This is a genomic window from uncultured Caballeronia sp., assembly GCF_964243625.1.
Classification (GTDB): domain Bacteria; phylum Pseudomonadota; class Gammaproteobacteria; order Burkholderiales; family Burkholderiaceae; genus Caballeronia.
In genome coordinates, this window is sequence record NZ_CAXTGZ010000689.1 from 1 (window position 1) to 3,086 (window position 3,086).

Sequence of the window (3,086 nt, forward strand, 5' to 3'; positions counted from 1 at the left end):
AGTTCGCTCTTCAATACGGATCGCATCGACCATCTCTACAGCGACCCGCATGAGGACGGCCCGAAGCTGGTGCTGCACCACGGGGACCTGACGGATACCTCGAGCATCATGCATATCGTGCAGCGCACCGAGCCCGACGAGATCTACAACCTGGGCGCGCAGAGCCACGTGCAGGTGTCGTTCGAAGAGCCCGAGTACACCGCGAATGCCGATGGTCTCGGTGCATTGCGCATCCTCGAAGCGGTCCGCATCCTGGGCATGGAGAAGAAGACGCGCTTCTACCAGGCATCGACGTCCGAGCTCTATGGCCTCGTGCAGGAATCGCCGCAGCGCGAAACGACGCCGTTTTATCCGCGCAGTCCGTATGCCGCTGCGAAGCTGTATGCGTACTGGATGACAGTGAATTATCGCGAAGCGTATGGCATGTACGCGTGCAACGGCATCTTGTTCAATCACGAGTCGCCGGTGCGCGGCGAGACGTTCGTCACGCGCAAGATCACGCGCGCCATGGCGCGTATCGCAGTCGGCCTGCAGGAGAACATGTATCTCGGCAATCTCTCGGCGCTGCGCGACTGGGGTCATGCGCGCGACTATGTAGAGATGCAATGGCTGATGCTGCAGCAGGACAAGGCGGAAGACTTCGTGATCGCAACGGGCGAGCAGCACAGCGTGCGCGAGTTCGTTATTCAGGCGGCGGCCGAGCTTGGCGTGCATCTGCGTTTTGAAGGCAAGGGCGTGGATGAAGTTGGTATCGTCGACCGGGTTGAAGGGCGCGAAACCAAACTCGTCAAGGGTGATGTGATCGTCCGCGTCGATCCGCGTTATTTCCGTCCGACCGAAGTCGAAACCCTGCTTGGCGATCCTTCGAAGGCACACGCAAAACTTGGCTGGCGTCCCACTACGACCTTCTCCGCGCTCGTCAAGGAGATGGTTCGTTCGGATTACCAGATCGCACGGCGTGACGCCCTCGTCACGCTGGCCGGATTCAAAGCCCTTGAACACCACGAGTAAAAAAATCATGGACAAAAACGCACGCATTTTTGTAGCGGGTCATCGGGGCATGGTGGGTTCCGCGCTGGTGCGCCGGCTCACCGACGCAGGGTACAAGAACATCATCACGCGAACGCGTTCGCAGCTCGACCTGACGGATCAGGTGGGTGTGAACATGTTCTTCGAGAAGGAGAGCATCGACGTCGTGATGCTCGCGGCCGCGAAGGTCGGCGGGATTCTTGCGAATTCGACGCTGCCGGCATCGTTCATTTACGAAAACCTCACGATCGAAACCAACGTGATCCATGCGGCATGCCGCTGGAATGTTTCGAAACTGGTGTTCTTTGGTTCGTCTTGTATCTACCCGAAAGCGTGTCCGCAGCCGATCAAGGAAGAGTACCTCCTGACCTCCGCGCTGGAACCGACCAACGAGGCGTATGCGATTGCGAAGATTGCAGGGTTGAAGCTTTGCGAGGCTTATAACCGCCAGTACGGTTGCAAATTCATCTCGCTGATGCCGACCAACCTTTACGGTCCGAACGACAACTACGACCTGAAAAGCAGCCATGTATTGCCGGCGCTGATTCGCAAGGCGCACGAAGCGAAGCTCAATGGCGAAAGCACGCTGACGGTATGGGGTTCGGGTACGCCACGCCGTGAGTTCCTGCACGTGGATGACCTCGCGGACGCGTCCGTGTTCCTGATGGAAAGCGCGCATGAGGAAGGCGTGTTCAACGTGGGCGTGGGTGAAGACCTGTCGATCCGCGAACTCGCAGAAACGGTCTGCAGCGTTGTCGGCTTCGAGGGTGAACTCGTGTTCGACGCGACCAAGCCCGACGGCACGATGCGCAAGCTGCTGGATGTATCGAAGCTCGGCAACATGGGATGGCTTGCATCGACGGGGCTCGAGCAGGGCATTCGCGCGACCTACCAGGACTTCTTGCAGCACTACGAGGTGCTGAGCCAGCAGCCGGCTCACGCATGAGGCCGGCGGTGCCTCATGCCTCGTGAAGTACACGCTACCAATAGGGATAACTAGAACATGAACGCCAGGGTCACCATTTTCCATAATGTCGTCTGGTCGCGGCATAAAGGCGCGGTCTTGTCTGCGCTGCACAATATTTCAGGCTCGGGGTCGATCAAGTATTCGATGGTGCAGATCGCCGATACCGAACATGACCGTATCGGATTTTCGGACGTGGATTATTCGTTCCACAGCTATCCGATGCGCAAGCTCTACAACGGCTGTTATGAAGACGTTCCGACCTGGCGCATGACAGCGCGCCTTACGTGGGAAGTGCTGAAGGCGAAGACGGATCTGGTCGTGCTGCCGGGTTATCACCGCCCCGAATACTGGGCGATGATGGCGGCCTGCATTCTCACGGGCAAGCGCCGCGCCGTGTTCTGCGATTCCACGGGACGTGACCGGCCGCGCAAGATGCTTACGTCGATTCCGAAGCGCGTGTTCTTCTCGCTATGCGATGGTTATTTCGGCTTCGGGGAACGCAGCCGCGAATATCTGATGTCGCTTGGTGCAAAGCAGGAAAAGATTTTCATCCCGTGCCAGGCAGCAGCGTTGCCGCGTTCGTTCTCGCCCGAACGCGCGCTGGAGGACCGGATGCATTACCGCGCGGGATCGAAGCCGGTGTTCGTCTACGTGGGACGGTTGTCGCCGGAGAAGGGCATTGGCACGCTGATCGATGCGTTCCGCGGCTTGAAAGAACGTATTCCCGATGCATCGCTGCGCATTGTCGGCACCGGTCCAATGGGCGACGAACTCAAGGCCAAGGTCGCGGACATGAGCATGACGGATTCGATCACGTTCCTCGGCAGCTTGCAGGACGAGCCGCTTTCGATCGAATACTTCGGTGCGACGTGCATGGTGTTGCCGAGCATGAGCGAACCGTGGGGTCTGGTGGTCAATGAAGCGTTGAGCCACGGCTGTCCGTCGGTGACGAGCGAGAGCTGCGGCTGCGTGCCGGAACTGGTGATCGACGGGGTATCGGGTTATGCATTCCCGGCGGGCGACATCCCGGCCCTGCAGCGCACCATGCTCAAGTCGATCGAAGCGTTCGCCGATACGGCGGGCACCGCTA

General features: G+C 59.2%; 3 protein-coding genes. All 3 read left to right on the forward strand.

Translation table 11 applies throughout. The features are described from left to right. Window positions 1-1,011, forward strand: a 1,011-nt coding sequence (gene gmd, locus ACFFAR_RS29335; RefSeq protein WP_375509026.1) for a GDP-mannose 4,6-dehydratase, incomplete at its 5' end; no start/stop codon positions are given. A 7-nt stretch (window positions 1,012-1,018) separates the two neighbouring features. Continuing rightward, on the forward strand, window positions 1,019-1,975 hold the full coding sequence (locus ACFFAR_RS29340; RefSeq protein ID WP_062000091.1) for a GDP-L-fucose synthase: 957 nt from the start codon (window positions 1,019-1,021) through the stop codon (window positions 1,973-1,975). A 57-nt stretch (window positions 1,976-2,032) separates the two neighbouring features. Continuing rightward, window positions 2,033-3,086: glycosyltransferase family 4 protein (locus tag ACFFAR_RS29345; RefSeq protein ID WP_375509027.1), on the forward strand; the 1,054-nt coding region annotated here is incomplete at its 3' end.